Genomic DNA, 25,351 nt, shown 5'->3' with positions numbered 1-25,351 from the left:
TCCACGATGGCAGGCTCTCGCTCCTCCAGCATGCGCGGCTCGCGCTCGCGCCGCGCGATGGCCGACATCAACGTCGTGCCATACATCGACGTGATGCTCGTGCTGCTCGTGATCTTCATGGTGACCGCGCCGCTCGTCGCTCCGTCGATCGTCAATCTGCCGACCGTCGGCGGCGCCGCGCCGCAGCAGCAAACCCCGCCGGTCATCGTGAATATTCGCGCGGACGGCAATATGAGCGTCAAGTACAAGGACGATTCCGGCGCGCAGCAGCAGGAAAACATGACGAAGGCCGGCTTGAACGGCTTCATCGCCGACCGGGCGCAATCGCATCCTGATCAGCCTGTCGTCATCGCCGCCGACAAAACCGTGAAGTACGAAGTCGTAATGAACGTGATGTCCGAGCTGAAAGCCCAGGGCGTCAAGCGCGTTGGATTGCTCGTCAAATCGCAATGATCCGCAAGAACTCCGAATACCCCCTCCAGCCACCGCGTGAACGCGGCACCGGGCGAGCCTTTGCGTTCGCGCTGGTGATGCATGCGCTGCTCGGGTTCTTCCTCTATCACGGCATTCAGTGGCAAAACAGTACGCCCGAAGGCGCTGAAGCCGAGCTGTGGACCGAGGTGCCGGACACGGCGATTCCGCATCCTGTGGCGCCGCCACCGGTGCCAGTCGCGCCTGCCCCGCCGGTGCGGGACGAGCAGGCCGACATCGCGCTGCAGGAAAAGAAGCGCCAGCAACAGCAAGCGGCTCGCGAAGCGCAACTGGCCGAACAGCAGCGTCAGCAGAAGCTGCAGGCACAGCAGGAAGCCGAGGCGAAACGCCAGCAGCAACTGGCGGCGGACCAGGCGGCGCAACTCGCCGCGCAGAAGGCCGCGGCAGCCAAACTGAAGCAGCAGCAACAACAGCAGCAGGCTGAAAAGCTGAAGCAACAACAATTGGCCGAACAGCAACAGCAGCTGAAAGAACAGCAGCAGGAGCAGCAACAGAAGCAAGCCGAAGCTGAAGCGCAGAAGAAGGCCGACGCGCAGAAAGCGGCGAAGGCCAAGGCGCAAGCCGACGCTGCGGCACAAGCGAAGAAGGTCGATGCCGAACGTCGTGCGCGCCTCGCGCAGATGCAGGGCATGGCGGGTGGCACAGGCTCGACCAGCAATGGGCTCGGCAAGAGCGGCACGGGCAGCGGCTCGGGTGGCACAGCGGCATCGCCGGGTTACGCGGACAAGGTGCGTCACGCGGTGCGCCCGAACATCTCATGGGGTGGCGAAACCGAAGGTCTGGAAACCGTGATCTCCGTGCGTTGCTCGCCGACAGGCACCTTGCTGAACGCGTCAGTCTCCCGTAGCAGCGGCAACGCCGCGTGGGACGCCGCCGCACTGCGGGCCGTCCAGCGCTCCGACCCAATGCCTCTGGACACCAATGGCAAGGCGCCGGAAAGCTTCCTGATTACGCTGCGTCCGGCAGGTTGATTGCAGCATCTTGACAGTCCGATGACAGCAGACGCCGTGCCCCGCCCGGCGCGGCGTGCTCGGGAACGAAATAGGCGTTTTCCGGTCTGTCTGCTGTTGTGAAGTGTTAGTAAAACCGTTTTTGGGGAATCCATACAGCATGAGTTTGATGACCAAGCTAGGCCTGCGGACACTCGTAGCATCGTGCCTGATCGCCGTTGGCGGCGCCGCCAACGCACAACTGAACGTCCTCGTGACAGGCGTCGGCTCCACCCAGTTTCCAATCGCCACGGCGAATTTCGCCAACGAAGCGAACTCGCCGCAGCAGGTCAGCACAATCGTGCGTCAGGATCTGCAACGCAGCGGCAAATTCACGAACATCGACGCGGGCTCAACGCCGGTGTCGGAGTCGGATTCCGTCGACCTCGGCGCCTGGAAGGCCAAGGGCGCCAACGCATTCGTCGCGGGCAGCGTGAACCGCCTGCCGAACGGCCAGTACGAAGTGCGCTTCAAGCTGTACGACACCGTCAAGGGCGAAAGCCTCGGCGGCCTCGTGCTGGTAAGCCCCGAAAGCGGCTTGCGCATGAGCGCGCACAAGGTCGCGGACTATATCTACGCGAAACTGATGGGCAACCGCGGCGTGTTCGCCACGCGCCTGTCGTACGTCATCAAGACGGGCGGCCGTTATCAGTTGCAGATCTCCGACTCGGACGGCCAGGACGCGCACATCGCGCTGTCGAGCCCCGAGCCGATCATCTCGCCGGCATGGTCGCCTGACGGCACCAAGGTCGCTTACGTTTCGTTCGAGAAGAAAAAGCCGATCGTCTACATCCACGACCTGCCCACGGGCCGTCGCGTGGTCGTGTCGGATCAGAAGGGCAACAACAGTGCGCCGGCGTGGTCGCCGGATGGGCGCACGCTCGCCGTCGCGCTCTCGCGCACCGGCAACACGCAGATCTTCGCCGTCAATGCGGACGGCAGCGGCCTGCGTCGTCTCACGCAAGGCAGCTCGATCGACACCGAGCCGACGTACTCTCCTGACGGCCAGTCGATCTATTTCACCAGCGACCGCGGCGGCGCGCCGCAAATCTACAAGATGCCGGCCCAGGGCGAAAACGCAGGCGCCGCGCAACGCGTCACGTTCACGGGCAGCTACAACACCAGCCCGCGCATCAGCCCGGACGGCAAGCAGCTCGCATATATCTCGCGCGTCGGCGGCGGCTTCAAGCTCTATATCCAGGACCTGCAAGGCGGAACCGCCACGGGCCTGACGGACACGACACATGACGAATCGCCGAGCTTCGCGGCGAACGGTCAGTACATTCTTTACGCCACACAGGTGAACGGCCGTGGCGTGTTGGCCGCAGTATCGACCGACGGTCGCACTCGGCAGGTCCTGTCTGTTCAGGGCGGCAGCGTACGCGAGCCGTCCTGGGGCCCGTTTATGCAATAACGTTGATGCAATAACACAAGGAGAGTAACCAAAATGATGTCCAAACTTCGTTTCGCATTTGCTGTACTGATGGTCGGCGCGCTGGCCGCATGCCACTCGGGCGTCAAGCTCGATGAAAACGCCAACAAGGGCGGCGCGGTCTCGACGCAGCCGAACCCGAACGATGTCGCGCAGGTCAACGTCGACCCGCTGAACGATCCGAACAGCCCGCTCGCCAAGCGCAGTATCTACTTCGATTTCGACAGCTACTCGGTCAAGGACGACTACCAGTCGCTGCTGCAACAACACGCGCAATACCTGAAGAGCCATCCGCAGCGTCACGTGCTGATTCAGGGCAACACCGACGAACGCGGCACCAGCGAATACAACCTGGCACTCGGCCAGAAGCGTGCTGAAGCCGTGCGCCGTTCGCTGTCGCTGATGGGCGTGACGGACTCGCAAATGGAAGCCGTGAGCCTCGGCAAGGAAAAGCCGCAAGCTACGGGTCATGACGAAGCGTCGTGGGCACAAAACCGCCGCGCCGACCTCGTGTATCAACAGTAAGTCAACAGATGATGAGCCGCATGACGCATCGTTTCTCCTGGCTGCGGTTTGCCGCAGCGGCCTGCGTCGCAGGCACGGCCTTCGCGGCTGTGCCCGCGCATGCAGGCATCTTCGACGACGATCAGGCCCGCCAGGCCATTCTCGATCTGCGCTCGAAGACCGATAGTTTGTCGAGCCAGCTGTCGGCCGCACAACGCACGATCCTCGATCAGTCCAACCGTCTGGACCAGCTCAATCAGCAGGTCGCGACACTGCGCGGGCAGAACGAGGACATGGCGAATCAACTCTCCACGCTGCAAAAACAGCAGAAGGACTACTACACCGATCTGGACACGCGTCTGAAGAAATTCGAGCCGCAGCAACAGACGGTGGACGGCGTCCAGGGCGAGGTGCAGCCGGGCGAAACCGATTCGTTCAACGCGGCTTCGCAGCAGTTCCGCAGCGGCGATTTCAAGAACGCGGCGACGTCGTTCCGCAGCTTCATCTCCAAGTATCCGAACAGCCCCTACCAGCCGACCGCGCAGTACTGGCTCGGCAACGCGCTGTATGCGCTGCGCGATTACAAGGGCTCGACGGCTGTCTGGCAAGGTGTGGTGAAGAACTACCCGCAGCATCCGCGTGCGCCGGAAGCGCTGCTGGCGATTGCGAACAATCAACTCGAGCAAGGTCAGAAGGCTGCGGCCAAAAAGACGCTCGAGCAGATCGTCGCGCAATACGCCGGTTCGGATGTCGCGCAGTCGGCTCAAAGCAAGCTGTCGCAGATCAAGTAGCCGCATAAGGTTGAGTTGTTGGCAGTAACGCGCAGTGTCCGATGTCATAGCCACGCGCGCCTCTCGCTGAAAAGCCCGGGCAGTGATGCCCGGGCTTTTCACTATCTGAAGTGTCGATCGCTGTAGCGGTCTCACGTGTTGACAGCCATTGAGGCCGTCGCTATAATTTCGCTTCTCTTTTGGGTCGTTAGCTCAGCTGGTAGAGCAGCGGACTTTTAATCCGTTGGTCACAGGTTCGAATCCCGTACGGCCTACCAAAAGATTCAAGGGCTTGCACGCGTCAGCGTCGCAAGCCCTTTTTCTTTTCCGGCGCCCGTTTTCCGTTTAGGCGCTGAGCGGATGTTTTCGCTCGACGCGATTTCCAACTGTGCGCCCATGAGCCGTCCGATTGCCTCCGGGTCAAGTCGTGCAATCGAGGAGAGCAATCCAGGAGATCGCAATCCTACGCAGGGCTACGTAATTATATGAACCGCCCGGTGTGCGAAACCGCACACACGGACCGCGGCGAATTCCATAGGCCTGGCAAGAGAGCCCAAGGCTTGCACGCATCAACCTCGCAAGCCGCTTTCCATGCGCTTCACGCTTTGGCGTCCTTTTCGATCGTTCCCCAAAACAGTTCGACATCCCACAGACCGCCCGCGCCCTGCCCAAGCATGATCTTTTCGTGGCGCCCTTAGAGCGCCCCAGACAAGACCACAGGACTGGGCAGGGACAACACTCCCGCCGCCCAACCGCTTAGGGGGCCCATGAAGACGACGATAAAAGTAATCTGGGTAGTCGGCACCGCAATCTCCACCGAAACGTTGCACGCCCAGGAAATATTCATCCAAGGCGGCACGCTTGGCATCGGCGTCGGCGCGGCGCTGAGCATCAATTCGAGATTCGGCGTGCATGCGGACTTCAACGCGATCAAGTTGTCGCACGACTTCACCGTGGGCGGCAATCGCTATGAGGACAATCTGCGTCTGCGTCAGGGCGGCCTGTACGGCGATTTTTTCCCGTGGGCGAATAGCGGGTTTCGCATCACGGCCGGCGTCCGTATTACGGACAACGAGGTCTCCGGGAACTCCGTTCCGACGAACGGCGTTTATGTGTTCAACGGAGTAGCCTCGCCCGCCTTTCCGGGCGAATACGCGACGGCCACCGTCAAGTACCCGCCTGTGATGCCATATCTGGGCGTGGGCTACGGGCTGCGACCGGCGTCGAAGGGATTTGGCCTCGTGGTCGATCTGGGCGTCGCCTACGGCATCCCCCGCTCTTACTACACGCTCTCACCTGCGCTCTCTCAAGCTGCAGGACCGGCGATGAGTCAGCAGATCATAAATACCGGGCTGCAGCAATTGCGCGATAAGGCGTCGCCGTTTCGATGGTATCCGACGTTGCAGATCGGCATTTCGTATCGCTTCTAAGCGGCCGGTCGGCGGCGAAGGCGACTTACATCACAATCGCATATAACCAGACTGGTTGCAGGAATGCGCATTCGCACATGATTCGCTGACGCGCGACGCGCTATGCCCATTCAGTATTCGGCAGCACAAACTCCATCCCGTTCTCCGTCGAAGGACGTGGGGAAATTTTCCTCACTCAATTTCCTTCTACAGCATTCCTCACGATTTCACCGACACATTCCCACACCGCAATTCATTACATCGCAGGGAACGATCAAGCCTTTCCACGCAACCACTCCACCATACCGGCATCCCCCCAAGCTCCTTCAAGACAAGCCCATTTATCGAGACAGAAAGATATGCAATGATCGCCGCCGCCCCGGGAGACCCTACCGGGACCTCGCGTCAGCAGACGCTTCGGCAACCCTGCGGCACCCTGCGCTTTCTTTGAATCGATATGGTCAATTTTCTGTTCGATGTCGTCTCGAACCTCGCGTTACTCGCGGCCGCTTTGCTCGTATGCGGCCTGTACAACCGGCTCACCTCCGGCCCGGCAGTCAACGGCGCGCGAGTGTTCGCGGCACTGGTATGTGCCGCGCTGGCACTCGATGCGGCGCTGACCTTCCTCGTGTTCGCCGACTCACAAAACCGCTACGGCCAATTCAGCGCGCCTGCCGCGTTTTATCAGCGTGCCGGCGCGTATGTGCTCTCTATCGTCGTCGCTTTCGCGTGGCAGTTCCTCGCACGCCGCAAACGCGCCACGAGAATGCGCGCCGACAAGGCGCTCGTCATCCGCACGTCGCGCTATTCCGAATCGCATCTGCGCATGTGAGCCAATGCGCATGTAAGCGCAACCAGTTGGCACCCCCAAGGCCACGCCGACAACGCACGTCCAAGCCACGATTACACCGCCCTGCGCACCGCGAACGCGGCGAGCCCCACCCTTGACCCCGACCACCAAAGCGCCCGCTCTTTCCCGCCTGGCCTGCCCCTCGGTCAGCGGGAACGGTCCTTGCACATGCGCGCGCCGTCGCCTATAACTCCCCAAGCCGAGTGTTACCGTTTGCGCCCGTCGTCGGGCATTTTGCCGCTGTATTGCGCCACCGTCGTTCAATCAGTAGAAGGCAACTTATCCAGCGAGGAACATCTTGGATTTCGATACCATACGCGTGTTCATCATGACCCGGGGCATCGACCTCGGCACCAAGGTCCTCGGGGCAATCGTCTTGTGGATCGTCGGCCGCTGGATCATCGGCCTGATCACCGGCTTGCTGCGCAAGGTGCTCGGACGCCATGGCCGGGTCGATCCCACGCTGGCTCACTATCTCGGCTCGATTCTCGGCGCCTTGCTGAACCTGCTGCTGATCCTCGCGATCCTGCAGGTGTTCGGTGTCCAGACGACTTCGTTCGCCGCGCTGCTCGCCGGTCTCGGCCTCGCGATCGGCACCGCTTGGGGCGGCCTGCTCGCCCATTTCGCTGCGGGCGTGTTCATGCAGGTGCTGCGGCCGTTCAAGGTCGGCGATTTCGTCACCGCGGGCGGCGTCACCGGCACGGTCTCGGAACTGGGGCTGTTCGGCACCACGATCGTGACACCGGACAACGTGACGACCATCGTCGGCAACAACAAGATATTCTCCGACACGATCTCGAACTTCAGTGTGTTGCCGGTGCGGCGCGTCGAGCTGACCGCGAAGATCGCCAACGGCGTCGATCCGACCGATGCGATGAACCGGTTGAGGGCGGCCGTCGTGCAGATTCCCAACGTGGTCGAGAGCCCGGCGCCCGACATCGAAGTGTTGAGCTTCACGCCGGAAGGACCGCTGCTATGCGTGAGGCCCTTTACGGCCAATGACCATTATTGGCAGGTCTATTTCGACACGAATCGTGCGATCGTTCAGACATTCAAGGACGCGGGCTATCCCACGCCGGAAACTCCGCTGGCGCCGCGCGTGGTTCAGTGAACGCGGCGGGGATCGCGACGCACTAGAAGGGAGGAAGGTTTGCGCCGCGACGTCGACTTGGAGCCGCTCGCCACGGCAGACTCAAGCTTCGCAAAATAGAAAAGGCGCCGCGAGATTTCGCGGCGCCTTTTCGTCTTCCGGCATCAGCGGCCGCGCCGGCGCGTCAGCGGCCGCCGGCCTTTGCGGCATCCTTGCGAAACATCTTCCACAGTGCGCCGAGCAGAACCGGCACCACGGCCGCGCCGATACCCACTAGCACGATCACATTCAGGTACTGGCGGATAAACGGAATGTTGCCGAAAAAGTAGCCGAGAAGCACGAGCAGCAACACCCACAGCAACGCGCCAATGATATTGAACATCTGGAACCGGCTCACCGTCATCGACGATGCGCCAGCCACGAACGGCGCGAAGGTCCGCACCACCGGAATGAAACGCGCGAGCACGATGGTCTTGCCGCCGTGCTTCTCATAGAAGTCGTGGGTCTTCTGCAGCGCGCGGCGATCGAGGAAGCGTTCGAGGAAAGGAATGTGCGAATTGAACACCCGTGGCCCAATGGCCCGCCCGATCATGTAGTTGACGGTGTTGCCCGTGACCGCCGCAATCAGCAGGAGCAGGATCAGCAAACCCAGGTTCAACTGGCCCGTCGCGCAGAAAGCGCCGCCGATGAACAGGAGCGAGTCACCGGGCAAAAACGGCAGAATCACCAGCCCGGTTTCGCAGAACACGATCAGAAACAGCACCGCGTAGACCCAGGCGCCGTACACGTGAATGAAGTCTCCGAGGAACTTATCGATGTGCAGGACGAGGTTGACGAAATGTAGCAGCGTATCCAAGGAGCGTCCTCTGTTAAACGAATGAGAGTGTGGCGAAACGGCTTGCGGGCAGGCCTGCGACGACAGCGGCGAGCACACGCAAACTCATGCAAGCACACGCCGGCAGCCGGAAATTGACCGCGTCATGATACCGAAAGTGCCCCGCTGCGATTAAAAATCTGCCGCCGCTGTGTGCGGCGGCGGACCCCTGTGCCGAATCGCTATAATTTCGCCATGTCCGAATTCTCCGAAACGCCTGACGGCTCCGCCACCGTCCCAGCAGCCGCGGCCACGTCCGCGCCACGTCCGTTGCGCGCGATCCAGCCCCTTCCCGATCAGCTCATCAGCCAGATCGCCGCCGGCGAAGTGGTCGAACGGCCGGCCTCGGTGGTCAAGGAACTGCTGGAAAACGCGCTCGATGCCGGCGCGCAGACGCTGCGCATTCTGCTCGACGAAGGCGGCGTCAAGCGCATCTCGATCACCGACGACGGCTGCGGCATCCCCGAGAGCGAACTGGCGCTCGCGCTGATGCGCCACGCGACCAGCAAGATCCGCTCGCTCGCCGAACTGGAAGCGGTCGCTACGCTCGGGTTCCGCGGCGAGGCGTTGGCGTCGATCGCGTCGGTAGCGCAAATGACCATCACGAGCCGCACCGCAGACGCGCCGCATGCCGTGCGCGTCGACGCGCAAACCGGCGTGCTGAGCCCCGCGGCCGGCACTCAGGGCACGACGATCGAAGTCCGCGAGTTGTACTTCAACACGCCAGCACGCCGCAAATTCCTGAAAAGCGAGCAGACCGAACTCGGCCACTGCCTCGAACAGATCCGGCGCGCGGCACTGGCGCGGCCGGACGTCGCGATTTCGGTGCTGCACAACGGCAAGGCGGTCGAACACTGGAACGCGAGCGAGCCGCCGGTGCGGGTCGCGAAGATTCTCGGCGACACTTTCGCGACGGCCCATCTGCCGCTCGACGAATCCGCCGGACCGCTGGCAGTCTACGGCTGCGCAGGGCTGCCGACCGCGAGCCGCGGCCGCGCCGATCAGCAGTACTTCTTCGTCAACGGCCGTTTCGTGCGTGACAAGCTGCTCACGCACGCGGTACGCGCCGCCTACGAAGACGTGCTGCACGGCGACCGTTATCCGTCGTACGTGCTGTTCCTCGATCTGCCGCCCGAAGGGGTCGATGTGAACGTGCATCCGTCGAAGATCGAGGTCCGTTTTCGCGACTCGCGCTCGATTCACCAGTTCGTGTTCCACGCGGTGCAGCGCGCGCTGGCGCGGCATGCGGGCGCATCGCCGGAAACGACGGCGGGCGGGCATGCGGCGCACCTGGAGCCTGCGGCGGGCGGGCCGGCTTCGTTCGGTGCGACGCCGTTGGGCGGCGCGGGCGCAAGTGCGGGCGCGGGTGGCGGCGGTGGCGCCGGTTTTGGCCCAGGCATCGGCTCCAGCGGTTTTGCAGGTGGCCTGACTCGCGGACCGGGCGGCGGGTTCGGCTCGTCGCAGCCCGGCACGACCTGGATGCGCCAGGCGCGCATGACGCAAGGCACGCTGCCGGTCGCCCAACCGCTCGCGTTCTACGACGCGCTGTTCGGCCGCAAAGACACCAACGCCGGCACCGCCGAAGGCGCGACGCTCTTCGAAGCACGCGACTCGGCCGCCGAAACGCCGTCGCCATATAACGCTTCAGCGCCGTATAGCGCGCCCACGTTCAACGCCGCCGACGAGCAACCGCTCGGCTTCGCGCTCGGCCAGATTCACGGCATCTACGTGCTCGCGCAAAATGCGCACGGACTGGTGATCGTGGACATGCATGCCGCGCACGAGCGCATTCTGTACGAGCAGTTCAAGAACGCGCTGGCCGATCGCGCGATCGCCGTGCAGCCGCTGCTGATCCCGCAGACCATGCCGGCCGATCCGATCGAAATCGGCACGGTGGAAGAAGAACGCGACACGCTCGACGCGCTCGGCTTCGACCTCGCCGTGCTCTCGCCGACCACGCTCGCGATCCGCGCCGTGCCCGCGTTGCTGAAAGACGCCGATCTGCAGGCGCTGGCGCGCGCGGTCCTTTCCGACCTGCACGCGTTCGGCGGCTCGCGCGTGCTGACCGAGCGTCAGCACGAACTGCTCGGCACACTCGCGTGCCATCACGCGGTGCGCGCGAACCGTCGTTTGACGCTCGACGAAATGAACGCGCTGCTGCGTCAGATGGAAGCGACCGAGCGCGCCGATCAATGCAACCACGGGCGTCCGACGTGGTATCAACTGACGCTGTCCGATCTCGATCGGCTGTTCATGCGCGGGCAGTGACGATGCATTCGATGACCTTGTTTCGACGCGCGCCGGTTCGCCCATGACGTCACGGCCATCCCCGACACCGATCCCCTGCCTGCTCGGCCCGACCGCTTCCGGTAAAACCGCCGCCGCGCTGGCGCTGGCCGCGCGGCGGCCGGTGGAAATCATCAGCGTCGACTCGGCGCTGGTGTATCGCGAGATGGATATCGGCACCGCGAAGCCGACGGCGGAAGAACGCGCGGTGGCGCCACATCATCTGATCGACATCGTCGATCCGACCGATGCCTATTCGGCCGCGCAGTTTCGCGCCGATACGCTGCGACTGACCGGCGAAATTCACGCGCGCGGGCGGCTGCCGTTGCTGGTCGGCGGCACCATGCTGTACTACAAGGCGCTCACGCAGGGGCTCAACGACCTGCCCGCGGCCGACCCGGACGTGCGCGCGACGCTCGACGCCGACGCCGCTCGCGAAGGCTGGCCGGCCATGCATGCGCGGCTCGCGGAGGTCGATCCCGTGACGGCTGCGCGGCTCGCACCAAACGATTCGCAGCGCATTCAGCGCGCGCTTGAAGTTTTTCTGCTGACCGGGCAAGCGATGTCAGCATTGCTGGCCGCCCCGGCGCGGCCGCGCGACGAAGCCGCCGCGTGGCGCTTCGTGCCGATCGCGCTGGAGCCGTCCGATCGCGGCGTGTTGCACGCGCGCATCGAGAAGCGCTTCGACGCGATGCTGGCCGGCGGTTTCGTCGATGAAGTGGTGAAGTTGCGCGAACGCGGTGACTTACAGCCCGAGATGCCGTCGATGCGATGTGTCGGCTATCGGCAGGTCTGGGAGTATCTGGATGGCGCGGTCGATTATCCGACCATGCGTGACAAGGGAGTCTTTGCGACCCGGCAGTTGTGCAAGCGGCAGCTCACGTGGCTGCGGAGCATGACCGAGCGGGTGGTGGTGGACTGCTGCGATCCGCACGCAACCGCGCGGGTGCTCGATCAGATCGAGGCGTTGATTTGAAGCGTTGAGGTGAAGCTTTTGACGTGACGCGTTAAAGCACCGACCCCGCGCGGCGCTGTGCGTTTCGCACGCCGCGCGGGATATACCAACCGTTAGATCACGATGGTCTGCGCTTCACCGGCCGCGCTCTCGCGAATCGCGCCGATCTTCCAGACCAGTTCGCCAGCCGCCGACAACAGGCCGATCGCCGCATCGGCGTCGGCTGCCGAAACCACCACCGCCATGCCGATCCCGCAGTTGAACACGCGATGCATTTCCGCGTCCGCGACGCCGCCGTGCTTTTGCAGCCACGTGAACAGCGGCGGCATCGGCCATGCGCGATGATCCAGCTCGGCCGTCAGGCCTTCACGCAGAACGCGCGGAATGTTTTCGACCAGCCCGCCGCCCGTGATGTGCGCCATGCCCTTCACGGTGATCTGCTGCATCAGTGCGAGCAACGGCTTCACGTAGATATGCGTCGGCGCCATCAGCGCGTCGGCAAGCGTTCGGCCGTCGAAATCCGCATTCAGGTCAGGCTGCGCGCGCTCGATGATCTTGCGCACCAGCGAAAAGCCGTTCGAATGAATGCCGCTCGACGCGAGGCCCAGCACCACGTCGCCGGGGGCGATCGTGCTGCCGTCGATGATCTTGCTCTTTTCGACCGCGCCAACCGCGAAGCCGGCCAGGTCGTACTCGCCGTCCGGATACATGCCCGGCATTTCCGCCGTTTCGCCGCCGATCAGCGCGCAACCCGACAGTTCACAGCCATGAGCGATGCCCTTGACGACCGTCGCCGCCGTGCCGACGTCCAGCTTGCCGCACGCGAAGTAGTCGAGGAAGAACAGCGGCTCGGCGCCCTGCACGAGAATGTCGTTCACGCTCATCGCCACCAGATCCTGGCCGACGGTGTCGTGCTTGTTCAGCTGGAACGCGAGGCGCAGCTTGGTGCCGACGCCGTCGGTGCCGGACACGAGCACCGGCTCCTTGTATTTCTTCGGCACTTCGAACAGCGCGCCGAACCCGCCGATGCCACCCAGCACGCCGTCGCGCATCGTCTTTTTGGCAAAGGGCTTGATCGCGTCGACAAGGGCGTCGCCCGCGTCGATGTCCACGCCGGCGTCGCGATACGACAAACCTTGGGCCGAATCAGTTGAAGGCTGGGCGGATTTCGGGTGATTCATGGGGAAGAGCTCGAAGGTCGGTAAAATGCGATTTTACCCGATGCTGGCCGACTGGCTGGAATTTGAATCATCCGGTTCCGACGACACCTGGGAAACCAACTTTGCAACAAAACTCACCGATTCCGACTCCGGTTCAGCGCCGCGCCTTCATATTGCTGGCTATCGCGCTGGGCGTCGGCATCCTGCTGTGGCTGCTCAGCCCGGTCCTCACGCCGTTTCTGCTCGGCGCGATTCTCGCGTACATTTTGCAGCCGGGCGTCGCATGGATGGTGCGGCGGCGCGTGCCGCGCGGCCTCGCCGCGTTGCTGATGATCCTGTTTTTCACGCTGCTGATGACCATGCTCGTGCTGCTGGTGCTCGCGGTCATTCAGAAGGAAGGGCCGCAATTGCGCCAGCAGGTGCCGGTGTTCTTCGCGCATGTCAGCGCATGGCTGCAACCCAAGCTGGCGATGCTAGGCCTGGCCGACTCGCTCGATTTCGCCAGCATCCGCGACCTCGTGATGGGGCAGCTGGAAGGCAGCGCGCAAACCGTCGCGCGGTATGCGTGGACCTCGCTGCGCACCAGCGGCAATCTGATGATGACGGTGGTCGGCAACCTCGTGCTGGTGCCGCTCGTGCTGTTCTATCTGCTGTTCGACTGGAACCGCATGCTCGCGCGCCTGCAGATCGTGGTGCCGCGCCGCTGGCTCGACAAGACGCTGAAACTGGCGCGCGACATGGACCAGATGCTGTCGCAATACCTGCGCGGCCAATTGCTGGTAATGGCGGTGCTGGCGGTGTACTACTCCGTCGCGCTGAGTCTGGCCGGCTTCGAGATCGCGTTGCCGGTCGGCATTTTCACGGGGCTCGCGGTATTCATCCCGTACCTCGGTTTCGCAACCGGTCTGGTGTTGGCGCTGCTCGCGGCGCTGCTGCAGTTCGGCGACTGGTACGGCTTCGGTGCGGTTGCGCTGATTTACGGCTTCGCGCAGATCGTCGAGAGCTTTTATCTGACGCCGCGTTTAGTCGGCGAACGGATCGGGCTGCACCCGCTCGCGGTCATCTTCGCGTTGCTTGCGTTCGGCCAGCTATTCGGCTTTTTCGGCGTGTTGCTCGCGTTGCCGGTCAGCGCGATCCTGTCGGTGGCGATCCGCGAGTTGCGGCAAAGCTATCTGGCCAGCACGCTTTACAACAACTAACTGCTTACTGACGTTTCAGGGCCCGAGGTCCGGGCCACTTGCGGCCTTAGCCTCATTTTCGGCATTCACCTACTGTGCTTCGTCAACTGACGCTCGATCTCGGCACCCCGCCGCCATCGACATTCGACAATTTCTTCGCCGGCGCGAACGCGGAGCTGGTCACGCGACTGCGTGAGCTCGACAACGCGCTCGCCGCCGGACCGGTCGCCGACCGCACCTTCTACCTCTGGGGCGAATCCGGCAGCGGTCGCACGCACCTGTTGCAAGCGCTCGTGCACGAAGCGCCGCCGGGCCATGCGCGCTTCGCCGGTCCGCAGAGCAGCCTCGCCGCGTTCAGCTTCGACCCGCGCGTCGCGCTGTACGCAATCGACGACTGCGACGCGCTGTCGGCCGCGCAGCAGATCGCCGTATTCAACCTGTTCAACGAAGTGCGCGCGCATCCCACCAGCGCGCTGGTCGCCGCGGGCAATGCGCCGCCGATCGGCATGACGGTGCGCGAGGATCTGCGCACCCGCCTCGGGTGGGGCCTCGTGTTCCATCTCGCGCCGCTGCCGGACGAAGGCAAGGCGGCGGTACTCAAGCACGCGGCGCGCGAGCGCGGCCTCATGCTCGCCGACGACGTGCCCGCCTACCTGCTCACGCACTTTCGCCGCGACATGCCGAGCCTGATGGCGCTGCTCGACGCGCTCGACCGCTTTTCGCTCGAACAGAAGCGCGCGGTCACGCTGCCGCTGTTGCGCACCATGCTGGCTTCGCCCGACGTCGACGAACGGCGCGCCGCGCCCGGCTCATCAGGCTCGGCGGCAGGTTCGCACGCCGCTTCATCCGCTTCAAGTAAAATAGGCCCCCATGGCTAACCTCGCACTCTTCGATCTCGACCACACGCTCATTCCCACCGACAGCGACCACGAATGGGGCCGCTTCATGGTGAAACAAGGCATGGTCGACGGCGAAAATTTCGCCCGTGAAAACGACCGCTTTTTCGCCGACTACAAAGCCGGCAAGCTCGACATTCATGCCTATCTGATCGCCATGCTCACGCCGCTCGCCAAGTACACGCGCGCGCAACTCGCTGACCTTCACGCGCAGTACATGCACGAAGTGATCAAGCCGGCCATCTTTCCGGCCGCGCTGGAACTGGTGAAGCAGCACCGTGAAGCCGGCGACCTGTGCTGCGTGGTTACCGCGACCAACGAATTCATCACGCGCCCGATCGCCCAGGCTTTCGGCGTCGATACGCTGATCGCCTGCGAAGTGGAAACCGTCGACGGCGATCCGCACGGGCCATACACCGGCCGCCCCACCGGCACGCCGAGCTACAAGGAAGGCAAGATCGTCCGCACCGAAGCGTGGCTCGCGTCGCTCGGCAAGACCTGGAGCGACTTCGAGCACAGCTATTTCTACAGCGATTCGCATAATGACATTCCGTTGCTCGAGAAAGTCACCGACCCCATCGCGACCAATCCGGACGACACATTGCGCGCCCATGCGCACGCCAAAGGCTGGCGCATCCTCGAACTCTTTCAACCCTCGTGATCAAAAAACTCATCCGCAAGCTATTCGGCCAGGACGCGGCGCCCGCTGACGACACGCTGCCCGCCGAAGCCGAAGCAGACTCGACCGGCAGCGCCCGCACGCCCACGAAGTCCACCACCGCGGGCGCGAGCAAGCCGCGCCGCAAATCCGCCGGCGCCGGCGCGGCCGCCCAGGCCGTGCCCGACCCGGACGTGCCGGTGATCATTCCGCACGACGTGCACGGCATCGATCCCGCGTTGATCTCGAGGAACGCGATTCGCGTGACCGAAGGTTTGCAGCAGGCAGGGCACCGCGCGTTCATCGTCGGCGGGGCGGTGCGCGATCTGCTGCTCGGCATCAAGCCGAAAGACTTCGACGTCGCCACCGACGCGACCCCCGAACAGGTGCAGAAGCTGTTCCGCCGCGCGCGCATCATCGGCCGGCGGTTTCAGATCGTGCACGTGCAGTTCGGCCAGGAGATCATCGAAACCTCAACGTTCCGCGCGCTGGTCGATCCGCCCGCGGCAGACGCCGCGCCGGCGCGTCGCCTCAAGCGCGACGAGCTCGACCGTCGCACTCACGCGGTGGACGCGAGCGGCCGTGTGCTGCGCGACAACGTGTGGGGCGAGCAGCACGAAGACGCCACGCGCCGCGATTTCACGGTCAACGCGATGTACTACGATCCGGCCACGCAAACCGTGTTGGACTACCACAACGGCATGGCCGACATGCGCGCGCGTCTGCTGCGCATGATCGGCGACCCGGCCACGCGCTATCGCGAAGATCCGGTGCGTATGCTGCGCGTGGTGCGTTTCGCCGCGAAGCTCGAGTTCGAGATCGAAGACAGTACCCGCGCGCCGATCGCCAAAATGGCCGATCTGATCAACAACGTGCCCGCCGCGCGTCTGTTCGACGAGATGCTCAAGCTGATGCTGTCGGGTCACGCGCTCGCCTGCCTGAAGCGCTTGCGCCACGAAGGCCTGCATCATGGCCTGCTGCCGCTGCTCGACGTGGTGCTCGAGCAGCCCACCGGCGAAAAATTCATCACGTTGGCGCTGACCAATACGGATGCCCGCGTGCGCGCCGGCAAACCGGTATCGCCGGGCTTCCTGTTCGCCACGCTGTTGTGGCACGACGTGCAGCAGCGCTGGCAGAAATTTGAAGCTGACGGTGAATATCCGGTGCCCGCGCTGCATCGCGCGATGGACGAAGTGCTCGACATGCAAACCGAGAAACTCGCGATCCACAAGCGCTTCTCGTCGGATATGCGCGAGATCTGGGGCCTGCAGTTGCGCCTCGAAAAACGTTCGGGAAGAAGCGCGTTGAAGCTGCTGGAACACCAAAGATTTAGAGCGGGGTATGATTTCCTCCTGTTGCGCTGCGAATCGGGCGAACTCGACGAGTCGGTCGGTGCGTGGTGGACGGAGTTCATCGAAGGAGACGTCGCCGCGCGCGAGGCATTGCTCACGCAGGGCGGGAAGGACCGGAGTCCCAGAAAACGACGGCGGCGCAGCAGTGGCGCCAGAAACCGCAAAGCGGGCGACGGAATGGAGGGCGGCACGCCAGCCGAACGCACAGACAACGACGCGGGCCGCGACGGCTCGCACGACGACTGACATAGCGTTCGCTGAAGCCGTCGAACGATAGTTGCAGGAAGTTATGCCATGACGGTTGCTTATCTTGGCCTCGGCGCGAATCTCGGGGACGCGCGCCAGACCCTGAAAGACGCAGTGGTGTGCCTGGCACAACAGCACACCATCTCCGTGCTCGCGAAATCGAGCCTGTATCGCACCGCCCCGATCGACGCGGGCGGTGACGACTATTTCAACTGCGTCGTGAAGCTCGATACGACGCTTCCCGTGCGGCATCTGCTGGCGCTGTGCCACAAGATCGAGCATCAGTTCGGCCGCGAGCGGCCGTTTCGCAACGCACCGCGCACGCTCGACCTGGACATCCTGTTGTACGGCGATCAGTCGATCGACGAAGCCGACCTGATCGTGCCGCATCCGCGCCTGGTCGAACGCGCATTCGCGCTGGTGCCGCTCGTCGAAATCGACGCGGCGCTCGTCATTCCGCAATACGGCCGTGCCGATGCACTGCTCGCCGGTGTCAGCCATCAACGCATCGAGAAGGTGAAGTCGCCCTGTCAGTGTCCGATGCTCAATGCATTGGCCGCCGGCGGCGCCGACAAAGGCCGGTGCGAATGAGTTCGCCGCCCCTCACGGTCACCGCACCGCAATTGCGCCCACCGTTCGGCTATCTCGCGATCGAAGGGCCGATCGGCGTTGGCAAGACTTCGCTGGCGCGGCGCCTCGCGCAGCGCTGGTCGATGCACGAACTCTTCGAGCGGCCGCAGGACAATCCCTTTCTCGAACGTTTTTATCGCGACACTGCGCGTTACGCATTGCCCACGCAACTGCACTTCGCGTTGCAGCGCGCGCAGCAGGCTCAGGACGTGAGCGCCGCGTATGGTTCGGGCACGCCGCTCATCGCCGATTTCATGACGCAGAAGAACGACATCTTCGCGCGTCTGACCTTGCCGGAAGACGAGTGGCAACTGTATCGCGCGCTCGCGGCGCGGCTCGAAACCAGCGCGCCGGCGCCGGATTTCGTGGTCTATCTGCAGGCCAGTCCCGAGGTGCTGTTCGCGCGGATCCAGAAGCGCGCCGTGCCGATGGAGCTGCAGATTTCCGACGCGTATCTGCGCGCGCTGTGCGACGCGTACAACGACTTCTTCTATCACTACGACCGCACGCCGGTGCTGACGGTCAACGCCGAACACCTGAATCCGCTCGACTCGGACGCGGACCTTGCGCTGCTCGCTGAACGCATCGAAACGATGCGCGGCCGCAAGGAATTCTTTGTCAAAGGCACGTCGCTCTGAGCGGCGCGGCCACCTCTTTTTCCAATGGATTGACCCATGACTTATTTGCAGGAAGCGAGCCGGAACGCGATCACCGTGCCGAAACTGCAGGCAATGCGCGACGCCGGCGAAAGAATCGCCATGCTCACCTGTTACGACGCAAGCTTCGCCGCGCTGCTGGATCGCGCGAGCGTCGACGTGCTGCTGATCGGCGACTCGCTCGGCAACGTGCTGCAAGGCCAGACGACCACGCTGCCGGTGTCGCTCGCCGACATCGCGTATCACACGGCCAGCGTCGCGCGCGCGCGGACCTCGGCGCTGGTGGTGGCCGATCTGCCGTTCGGCACCTACGGCACGCCGGAGGACGCATTCAGAAGCTCGGTGGAATTGATGCGCGCCGGCGCGCAGATGGTGAAGCTCGAGGGCGGCGAATGGCTCGCGGATACGGTGCGCTTTCTGGTCGACCGCTCGATTCCGGTGTGCGCGCACGTCGGCCTCACGCCGCAGTCGGTGCATGCGTTCGGCGGCTTCAAGGTGCAAGGCAAAACCGAGGCGGGCGCGAGCCAACTGCTGCGCGACTCGCTCGCCATGCAGGCAGCCGGCGCGCAACTGATCGTGATGGAAGCAATTCCGACGCAGCTCGCCAGCGAGGTCACGAAGCAGTTGCGCATTCCGACGATCGGGATCGGCGCGGGTCTCGATTGCTCGGGTCAGGTGCTGGTGCTGCACGACATGCTGGGGATTTTCCCCGGCAAGCGACCGCGCTTCGTAAAGGACTTCATGCAGGGGCAGCCGAGCATTCTGGCCGCCGTGGAAGCGTATGTGCGCGCGGTGAAGGACGGTTCGTTCCCCGGGCCGGAGCACACGTTCTGATGAGTTTCAAGCGCTTGGGTGTTTAGCCGGGCGCTGATTTGTGTTTGCGCACGCGGGCGGTTATTTCTTACTGATCCACGCGTGCGGGTCGTTTCACTGTTCTAACGGACAATCCGCGCCGGCAGTGCGCCGCGCAATGCGTTGCACATTAGCAGCGCTTCGGCGTTCAGCACGTCCGCCTGCGTCAGGACTTTTTCAGCCGCTTGCAGGTCCGACGCTTCTTCGAGCAGCACACTGCGCATCACACCGGGCAGCACGCCCGACGCGAGCGGCGGCGTCCACCATCGCCCCGCCAGCTTCACAAACACATTCGACCGGCCGCCTTCGGTCAACTCACCTCGTTCGTTGAAGAACAGCGTATCGAATGCGCCCTTCGCTTCAGCTTCGCGCCAGCCGCGGTCGTAGTCTGCGCGGCGGGTAGTTTTGTGGCGCAGCAGCGGGTCGCCGGCCTCGGTCGCGGGAAAGGCCAGGTCGGGACCGAGCAGCACGCCGACCATCGAGTCCGCGAGCGGTGTCAGGACTGCGGCGATGATTTGCACCGTGCCGTCCTTGCTCAGTGAAAGCCGCATGCGATACGGAGTTTGCGTCGGTAGCGTCGCGCACTTCGCGGCGATTTGCGCGCGAATCGCGTTGATGTCGTCGAGTTTGAAGCCGAGCGCGGCGGCGCTCGAAGACAGTCGTTCGAGATGACGCGGCAGATGCCGCACGCCTTCTTCCCGAGTCGCGTACATCGTTTCGAAGAGTTCGAAACCCGGTTCGGCGCCGGTCAGGAAACGCGCTTTCAATTTGCACTCCGCGTATTCGTCGGCGGCCACGCTATCGAGGACGATGCCCGCGCCGATGCCCATCTCGCCTTTCAGCCCGCCAGTTTGCTCGGACCGCTTCAACGTCAAAGTCCGGATTGCGACAGAGAGGCAGAAGTCGCCGCAGGGGGATTCGTTTGAGGTGGTGGGTGCGGCAGGAGCCTTTGGCGCTTCGGTGGCATCTGCCAACGGGCCTTTAGCGCCCGCATGCGTCGCATCATCGGAAGGCGCATCGAGCCACCCGATCGCGCCGGTATAAAGCCCGCGCGGCGTGCTCTCGAGCTCGTCGATCAACTGCATCGTGCGATGCTTCGGCGCGCCGGTGATCGAGCCGCACGGAAACAGCGCGCGCAGGATGCCCGCGAACGACGTGCCCGGCCGCAACGCCGCTTCCACCGTCGACGTCATCTGCCAGACCGACGCATACGGTTCGACCGCGAACAGCGCCGGCACCTTGACCGACCCCGTCTGCGCGACGCGCGACAGATCGTTGCGCAACAGATCGACGATCATCACGTTTTCGGCGCGGTTTTTCGGATCGTTGCCAAGGAACTCGGCAGTGCCACGATCCGCGACGGGATCCTCCGAGCGCGGCGCGGTGCCTTTCATCGGCCGCGCGCGCAGCCTCTCGCCCTGCTTCTCGACGAAAAGCTCCGGCGAACACGACAACACCCAGTTATCGCCGGGCAATGCGATCAGCGCGCCGAACGGAACCGGCTGACGAGCCCTCAGGCGCCGATAGAACGCAGTGGGCGAGCCGAACACGTCGAAATTGAGCCGGTACGTGTAGTTGACCTGATACGAATCGCCGGCGCACAACGCGGCATGAATCGCATCAATTGCCGCGTTGAATTGCGCGGGATTGACGCTCGCACGGACGTTGGCCGTGCCCGCCACCGACGGCTCGGCCGCCCCCTCGTCGTCTTCCGCGAGCCACGCATCGACCTCTTCGCTTGAATGTTTGTCGCAGCGCTCGAACAATAAAAAACGCAGCGTGGCATTGCCACGCTGCGTTTTTGGAGACCGGACCGCCCTGATATCGAGAAGCGTCCGGCCAAATTCATAGTCGGCAAGCACGACGGCATGCAAGCCGCCCCGGATGTCCGCCGCGACGATGTCGCAGACGGCCTCGAGTTGCGCGGCGTCCGCGCAAACCCGTTCATGCACGAAACCCGTGTACAGACGACTCGAACGGCGCGCCGCCGTCGCGTCGCAATCGTCGAGCAACGCGAACACCGCGCCGCGCCTATCAGTCGTCATGCTCACCGCCAACTTCCAACTGCTATTAATCGAAGAAGCTCTTCACCCGATCGAACCAGCTCTTGCTTTGCGGGCTATGCCGCGAGCCGCCTTCCACCAGCGCCTTTTCGAACTGCTTGAGCAGATCACGCTGCGACTCGGTGAGCTTGACCGGGGTTTCGACTTGCACATGCACGTACAAATCACCGGCGATGCTCGAACGCAGCCCCTTGATGCCCTTGCCACGCAGACGGAACGTCTTGCCCGACTGCGTACCCTCCGGCACGGTGAAGCTGGCGCGGCCCGCGAGCGTCGGCACTTCGATTTCGCCGCCGAGTGCCGCCGTGGTGAACGGAATCGGCATCTGGCAATGCAGGTCGTCGCCGTCGCGCTCGAACACCGAGTGCTGCTTGATGTGAATCTCGACGTACAGATCGCCCGAGGGACCGCCGTTGATGCCCGGCTCACCGTTGCCGGCGGAGCGGATGCGCATGCCGTCGTCGATACCTGCGGGAATCTTCACTTCCAGCGTCTTGGTTTCCTTCACCTTGCCCGCGCCGTGGCAATGGCCACACGGTTCGGGAATGTAGGTGCCGGTGCCGTGGCACTTCGGGCAGGTCTGCTGAATGCTGAAAAAGCCTTGCGACATCCGCACCGAACCCGAGCCGCTACAGGTCGGGCAGGTTTCCGGCTTGGTGCCGGGTTTCGCGCCCGAACCGTGACAGACTTCGCACGAAACCCAGCTCGGCACGCGAATCTGTGTGTCGTAGCCGTGCGCGGCCTGTTCCAGCGTGATTTCCATGCTGTAGCGCAGATCGGCTCCGCGATACACCTGCGGGCCGGCACGTCCGCCGCCGCGTGCGGCGCCCCCGGCCGCCTGGCCGAAGATGTCGCCGAAAATATCGCCGAACGCATCGGCAAAACCGCCGAAGCCTTGTGCACCGGCACCGCCCATGTTCGGATCGACGCCCGCGTGACCGTACTGATCGTACGCGGCACGCTTTTGCGAGTCCGACAGCATTTCATAGGCTTCCTTCACCTCTTTGAAATGCCCTTCCGCATCCTTGTTGCCCGGATTGCGGTCGGGGTGGTGCTTCATCGCGAGCTTGCGATAAGCCTTCTTGATTTCGTCGTCGCTCGCGTTCTTTGCGACGCCCAGAACCTCGTAGTAATCCCGTTTCGCCATATCGGTTCAACGCCACTCGCGCAATGCGACGCGGTGGCTCCTCTTGAATGCTGGAGTCTCACGACTCGTCCGGCCGCTGTTTTCACCCGTTTCGACACGGTTCAAAACAACGCCCTCCATAAAACAAATGTGCCCGGAGAGCCCCAAAAGGCTCGCCAGGCGTGATAACCGCTCTTGCACGTGTGTCGCCCAACGAGGCGCGGTTCCTTCTTTGTGGTTCCTTGTGCAGCCGGGCCGCGCACATCGCTGTGCGCGGCTTTACGGTCGAAATGCGACCTGGCTTTAGTCCTTCTTCACTTCCTTGAACTCGGCGTCGACCACGTCGTCCTGCTGCTGGCTCGCGCCGGCCGCCGATGCACCCGCACCCGCCGCACCTGCCGCGGCTGCTTCGGCACCTTGCGCAGCCTGCATGTCGGCGTACATCTTCTCGCCCATCTTCTGCGAGGCGGTGGCCACCACTTCGATCTTGGCTTCGATCGCGGCCTTGTCGCTCGAACCGCTCTTCAGCGTTTCTTCGAGATCCTTCAGCGCGGCTTCGATCTTTTCCTTCTCGCCGGAATCCAGCTTGTCGCCGTATTCGGTGAGCGCCTTCTTCGTGCTGTGGACCAGCGCGTCGCCCTGGTTGCGGGCATCGGCCAGCTCACGCAGCTTGTGATCTTCTTCCGCGTTCGCTTCCGCGTCCTTCACCATCTTCTCGATTTCGGCTTCGGACAGACCCGAGTTCGCCTTGATCGTGATGCGGTTTTCCTTGCCGGTCGCCTTGTCCTTCGCGCCGACGTGCAGAATGCCGTTCGCGTCGATGTCGAAGCTCACCTCGATCTGCGGCGTGCCGCGTGGTGCCGGCGGAATGCCTTCCAGGTTGAACTCGCCGAGCAGCTTGTTGCCCGCTGCCATTTCGCGTTCGCCCTGGAACACCTTGATTGTCACGGCGCTCTGATTGTCGTCGGCCGTCGAGTAGACCTGCGCGTGCTTGGTCGGGATCGTGGTGTTCTTGTTGATCATCTTCGTCATCACGCCGCCGAGCGTTTCGATGCCGAGCGACAACGGGGTCACGTCGAGCAGCAGAACGTCCTTGCGATCGCCCGACAGAACCTGACCTTGAATCGCGGCGCCAACGGCGACGGCTTCGTCCGGGTTCACGTCACGGCGCGGATCCTTGCCGAAGAACTCCTTGACCTTTTCCTGCACCTTCGGCATACGGGTCATACCGCCGACCAGAATCACGTCGTCGATTTCGCCGACCTTCACGCCCGCGTCCTTGATCGCCACGCGGCACGGCTCGATCGTGCGTTCGATCAGCTCTTCAACCAGCGCTTCCAGCTTCGCACGCGTGATCTTCAGGTTCAAATGCTTCGGACCCGATGCGTCGGCCGTAATGTACGGCAGGTTGATTTCGGTTTGCTGGCTCGACGACAGCTCGATCTTCGCCTTTTCAGCCGATTCCTTCAGGCGTTGCAGCGCGAGCACGTCTTTCGACAGATCGACGCCCTGCTCCTTCTTGAACTCGCCGATGATGTAATCGATGATGCGCTGGTCGAAGTCTTCACCGCCGAGGAACGTATCGCCGTTCGTGGACAGCACTTCGAACTGCATTTCACCGTCGACGTCGGCGATTTCGATAATCGACACGTCGAACGTACCGCCGCCCAGGTCATACACCGCGATCTTGCGGTCGCCCTTTTCAGCCTTGTCCAGACCGAATGCCAAAGCAGCAGCGGTCGGTTCGTTGATGATCCGCTTCACTTCCAGACCGGCGATGCGGCCTGCGTCCTTGGTTGCCTGACGCTGGCTGTCGTTGAAGTACGCGGGAACCGTGATCACCGCTTCGGTGACCGGCTCGCCGAGGTAGTCTTCAGCGGTCCTCTTCATCTTGCGCAGCACTTCTGCGGAGATTTGCGGCGGCGCCAGCTTCTGGTCGCGCACTTCGACCCATGCGTCGCCGTTATCGGCCTTCATGATCTTGTACGGCATCAGGCCAATGTCTTTCTGCACTTCTTTTTCTTCGAAGCGACGACCGATCAGGCGCTTGACCGCGTACAGCGTGTTCTTCGGGTTCGTGACCGACTGACGCTTCGCAGGCGCGCCGACGAGAATCTCGCCGTCTTCCATGTAAGCGATGATCGACGGCGTGGTGCGCGCACCTTCCGAGTTCTCGATCACCTTGACCGAATTGCCTTCCATGATCGCCACGCACGAGTTGGTCGTGCCGAGGTCGATGCCGATAATTTTGCCCATTTTCACTAATCTCCTAACTTTGATCGCTGCGGGAATCGCCCTGTTTGCCCATCCGGCGGTCAGGCGATCCGCCCTCAATTCCTACCTGCACTCAACATAAGTGCGTCCGCATCGTTTTCAAGACCTCTTTTGCGATGCGGTCTTTAATTTTTTTCAATCGGTCGAACTTTTGCCTGCATCCGTTCCATCTGCTTGCGCGCCGCCTGCGGCAGCGGCGGCGCGGATCTTTTCACGCGCAGCGGCGACCGCCGCCTCGAACTGCCCAAGGCCGTGCCAGCCGGTTGCCCGACCAAGCCGCTTGCCGCGGTGAAAGAAGAACCAGGTGGGCACGCCGTGCAGCATGAAGCGCCGGCCTAATTCGCGATGCTCGTAGACATTGCTGTGAAACCACCGCAGGCCGAGCGCACGGATCGCGTCCGGCTGCGCCAGCATGGCCTTCTTGGCGATCTCGCAATTGAAGCAGTCGAGACCCCAGAAAAAGACCACGGCCAGATCGTCTCCGGCGCCGGCCAGGCCCGCGTTGAACGATTCGGCGCTCAACTCCTGCATGTCGAAGACGGCAAACGCGGTGGCGTCGACGGGGATGTTGGCCATGGCTGTGCGGCTGTGCGTGCCCGATGAAATTGC

The 25,351-nt window shown here is 63.3% G+C and carries 23 protein-coding genes and 1 tRNA gene; 18 read left to right on the top strand and 6 right to left on the bottom strand.

The annotated features are described in order from the left end of the window. Positions 1-6 precede the first annotated feature (6 nt). The 9 genes from tolR to P0D89_RS11335 all read left to right on the top strand — a co-directional run bounded on the left by tolR (position 7) and on the right by P0D89_RS11335 (position 7,557). On the top strand, positions 7-453 hold the full coding sequence (gene tolR / locus P0D89_RS11375; RefSeq protein WP_149672952.1) for a protein TolR: 447 nt from the start codon (positions 7-9) through the stop codon (positions 451-453). Next, complete coding sequence (tolA, locus tag P0D89_RS11370; protein ID WP_408376570.1) at positions 450-1,463, top strand: cell envelope integrity protein TolA; 1,014 nt, start codon at positions 450-452, stop codon at positions 1,461-1,463. Before tolR ends, tolA begins: the two co-directional genes overlap by 4 nt. A gap of 139 nt (positions 1,464-1,602) precedes the next feature. Further along, positions 1,603-2,895 (top strand): Tol-Pal system beta propeller repeat protein TolB, encoded by a 1,293-nt coding sequence (gene tolB / locus P0D89_RS11365; protein ID WP_408355353.1) that lies wholly within the window; start codon positions 1,603-1,605, stop codon positions 2,893-2,895. A gap of 33 nt (positions 2,896-2,928) precedes the next feature. Continuing rightward, the gene (pal, locus tag P0D89_RS11360) at positions 2,929-3,438 is read left to right on the top strand and encodes a peptidoglycan-associated lipoprotein Pal (RefSeq protein ID WP_408376569.1); all 510 of its coding nucleotides are present in this window, start codon (positions 2,929-2,931) and stop codon (positions 3,436-3,438) included. 20 nt (positions 3,439-3,458) lie between these two features. Then, positions 3,459-4,208, top strand: a complete 750-nt coding sequence (gene ybgF / locus P0D89_RS11355) for a tol-pal system protein YbgF (protein ID WP_408355347.1) — start codon at positions 3,459-3,461, stop codon at positions 4,206-4,208. Positions 4,209-4,389: 181 nt separating this feature from the next. Then, positions 4,390-4,465, top strand: a tRNA-Lys gene (locus P0D89_RS11350). Between the two features lie 489 nt (positions 4,466-4,954). After that, entirely contained in the window at positions 4,955-5,617 is a 663-nt protein-coding gene (locus P0D89_RS11345) for a hypothetical protein (protein WP_408376568.1), read from the top strand. A 436-nt stretch (positions 5,618-6,053) separates the two neighbouring features. Continuing rightward, positions 6,054-6,428: a hypothetical protein gene (locus P0D89_RS11340; RefSeq protein WP_408376567.1), complete on the top strand. Its 375-nt coding sequence runs from the start codon at positions 6,054-6,056 to the stop codon at positions 6,426-6,428. Between the two features lie 316 nt (positions 6,429-6,744). Next, positions 6,745-7,557, top strand: coding sequence for a mechanosensitive ion channel family protein (locus tag P0D89_RS11335; protein WP_408355338.1), 813 nt, complete (start codon positions 6,745-6,747; stop codon positions 7,555-7,557). A 163-nt stretch (positions 7,558-7,720) separates the two neighbouring features. On the opposite strand, the gene P0D89_RS11330 is transcribed toward P0D89_RS11335, so the two are convergent. After that, positions 7,721-8,392 carry a DedA family protein gene (locus tag P0D89_RS11330; protein ID WP_408355335.1) on the bottom strand — a complete coding sequence of 224 codons (672 nt, stop codon included), beginning with the start codon at positions 8,390-8,392 and terminating at the stop codon, positions 7,721-7,723. 213 nt (positions 8,393-8,605) lie between these two features. Here P0D89_RS11330 and mutL point away from each other — a divergent pair, with 213 nt between their 5' ends. Together mutL and miaA are read left to right on the top strand one after the other, a co-directional pair. Beyond that, positions 8,606-10,678, top strand: a complete 2,073-nt coding sequence (gene mutL / locus P0D89_RS11325; RefSeq protein ID WP_408376566.1) for a DNA mismatch repair endonuclease MutL — start codon at positions 8,606-8,608, stop codon at positions 10,676-10,678. A gap of 43 nt (positions 10,679-10,721) precedes the next feature. Next, positions 10,722-11,672, top strand: a complete 951-nt coding sequence (gene miaA / locus P0D89_RS11320; protein WP_408355329.1) for a tRNA (adenosine(37)-N6)-dimethylallyltransferase MiaA — start codon at positions 10,722-10,724, stop codon at positions 11,670-11,672. A 92-nt stretch (positions 11,673-11,764) separates the two neighbouring features. On the opposite strand, the gene purM is transcribed toward miaA, so the two are convergent. Continuing rightward, positions 11,765-12,832 carry a phosphoribosylformylglycinamidine cyclo-ligase gene (gene purM / locus P0D89_RS11315; RefSeq protein ID WP_408376565.1) on the bottom strand — a complete coding sequence of 356 codons (1,068 nt, stop codon included), beginning with the start codon at positions 12,830-12,832 and terminating at the stop codon, positions 11,765-11,767. Between the two features lie 101 nt (positions 12,833-12,933). Here purM and P0D89_RS11310 point away from each other — a divergent pair, with 101 nt between their 5' ends. The 7 genes from P0D89_RS11310 to panB all read left to right on the top strand — a co-directional run bounded on the left by P0D89_RS11310 (position 12,934) and on the right by panB (position 19,261). Then, a complete protein-coding gene (locus P0D89_RS11310; RefSeq protein WP_408376564.1) occupies positions 12,934-14,010 on the top strand; it encodes an AI-2E family transporter in 1,077 nt (358 codons plus the stop codon). A gap of 74 nt (positions 14,011-14,084) precedes the next feature. Further along, entirely contained in the window at positions 14,085-14,867 is a 783-nt protein-coding gene (hda, locus tag P0D89_RS11305; protein WP_408355320.1) for a DnaA regulatory inactivator Hda, read from the top strand. Then, positions 14,860-15,546 (top strand): histidinol-phosphatase, encoded by a 687-nt coding sequence (locus P0D89_RS11300; protein ID WP_408376563.1) that lies wholly within the window; start codon positions 14,860-14,862, stop codon positions 15,544-15,546. Before hda ends, P0D89_RS11300 begins: the two co-directional genes overlap by 8 nt. Further along, positions 15,543-17,141, top strand: coding sequence for a polynucleotide adenylyltransferase PcnB (gene pcnB, locus P0D89_RS11295; RefSeq protein WP_408376562.1), 1,599 nt, complete (start codon positions 15,543-15,545; stop codon positions 17,139-17,141). The genes P0D89_RS11300 and pcnB overlap by 4 nt, the downstream gene beginning before the upstream one ends. Positions 17,142-17,189: 48 nt before the next feature. Further along, entirely contained in the window at positions 17,190-17,732 is a 543-nt protein-coding gene (folK, locus tag P0D89_RS11290) for a 2-amino-4-hydroxy-6-hydroxymethyldihydropteridine diphosphokinase (protein ID WP_408376561.1), read from the top strand. Further along, complete coding sequence (locus P0D89_RS11285) at positions 17,729-18,409, top strand: deoxynucleoside kinase (RefSeq protein ID WP_408355308.1); 681 nt, start codon at positions 17,729-17,731, stop codon at positions 18,407-18,409. Before folK ends, P0D89_RS11285 begins: the two co-directional genes overlap by 4 nt. Positions 18,410-18,445: 36 nt before the next feature. After that, positions 18,446-19,261, top strand: a complete 816-nt coding sequence (gene panB / locus P0D89_RS11280; RefSeq protein ID WP_408376560.1) for a 3-methyl-2-oxobutanoate hydroxymethyltransferase — start codon at positions 18,446-18,448, stop codon at positions 19,259-19,261. Positions 19,262-19,362: 101 nt separating this feature from the next. On the opposite strand, the gene P0D89_RS11275 is transcribed toward panB, so the two are convergent. From P0D89_RS11275 to P0D89_RS11260, 4 genes are all read right to left on the bottom strand, one after another. Continuing rightward, positions 19,363-21,324 (bottom strand): chorismate-binding protein, encoded by a 1,962-nt coding sequence (locus P0D89_RS11275; protein WP_408376559.1) that lies wholly within the window; start codon positions 21,322-21,324, stop codon positions 19,363-19,365. 25 nt (positions 21,325-21,349) lie between these two features. Continuing rightward, positions 21,350-22,489, bottom strand: coding sequence for a molecular chaperone DnaJ (dnaJ, locus tag P0D89_RS11270; RefSeq protein ID WP_408355299.1), 1,140 nt, complete (start codon positions 22,487-22,489; stop codon positions 21,350-21,352). Between the two features lie 282 nt (positions 22,490-22,771). Continuing rightward, positions 22,772-24,724 carry a molecular chaperone DnaK gene (gene dnaK / locus P0D89_RS11265; RefSeq protein ID WP_408376558.1) on the bottom strand — a complete coding sequence of 651 codons (1,953 nt, stop codon included), beginning with the start codon at positions 24,722-24,724 and terminating at the stop codon, positions 22,772-22,774. A 153-nt stretch (positions 24,725-24,877) separates the two neighbouring features. After that, complete coding sequence (locus P0D89_RS11260; RefSeq protein ID WP_408376557.1) at positions 24,878-25,318, bottom strand: thioredoxin family protein; 441 nt, start codon at positions 25,316-25,318, stop codon at positions 24,878-24,880. Between the last annotated feature and the right edge of the window lie 33 nt (positions 25,319-25,351).

The sequence above is a fragment of the Paraburkholderia sp. RL18-085-BIA-A genome (assembly GCF_046027075.1).
In the GTDB taxonomy this organism is placed as follows: Bacteria; Pseudomonadota; Gammaproteobacteria; order Burkholderiales; family Burkholderiaceae; genus Paraburkholderia.
This window is presented reverse-complemented; position numbering and strand designations above follow the sequence as displayed.